The organism is Virgibacillus carmonensis (genome assembly GCF_057836705.1).
Genome location: NZ_JBYQFJ010000356.1, coordinates 1 through 544 on the forward strand (window position 1 = coordinate 1; position 544 = coordinate 544).

At 39.2% G+C, this 544-nt stretch carries 1 protein-coding gene; it reads left to right on the forward strand.

The window, feature by feature from the left end; all coding sequences use genetic code 11:
* Positions 1 to 43 precede the first annotated feature (43 nt).
* Positions 44 to 493 (forward strand): Lrp/AsnC family transcriptional regulator, encoded by a 450-nt coding sequence (locus AC3G7N_RS22330; RefSeq protein WP_089061413.1) that lies wholly within the window; start codon positions 44 to 46, stop codon positions 491 to 493.
* Positions 494 to 544: the final 51 nt, after the last annotated feature.

Sequence of the window (544 nt, forward strand, 5' to 3'; positions counted from 1 at the left end):
ATAAAAAGGAACGATACACTATTATTTTTTAGGAGCAAATGCGATGGACTATGATAGCATTGATCAAGAACTTTTAGAGATATTAGTCGAGGATGGAAGAATTTCATATGTAAAGCTGGCAGAGAAGGTTGGGTTGTCCCGAGTCGCCGTTAAAGACAGAATACAAAACCTGATCGATAAGGGAATAATTGAGAACTTTACAGTTGTGATCAACTCGGAGAAAATCGGTAAGAATGTTTCTGCCTTTTTCGAAGTGGATGTTGAACCAAAACAATTGCAGGAAGTAGCGCAAAATCTCGCTGACAATCCAAGTGTCGCGAGCATTTACCAGATGACTGGGCCAAGTACACTGCACATGCATGTTCTGGTGGAAGATTTTAAAATGCTGGAAATCTTTATTAATAATGAATTGTATTCGGTGCAAGGGATCACAAGAGTAGAAAGTTCCGTTTTGTTGAAACGGTTTAAGAGTCGGACGGGTTATAAGCTTTAGCTTATCAGAAGGGGCTAATCCGATTTGGATTAGCCCCTTCATTTTTAGATT

Coding starts and splice junctions, on each gene's coding strand:
- AC3G7N_RS22330 (WP_089061413.1), top strand. CDS start 44: ATGGACTATGATAGCATTGATCAAGAACTTTTAGAGATATTAGTCGAG.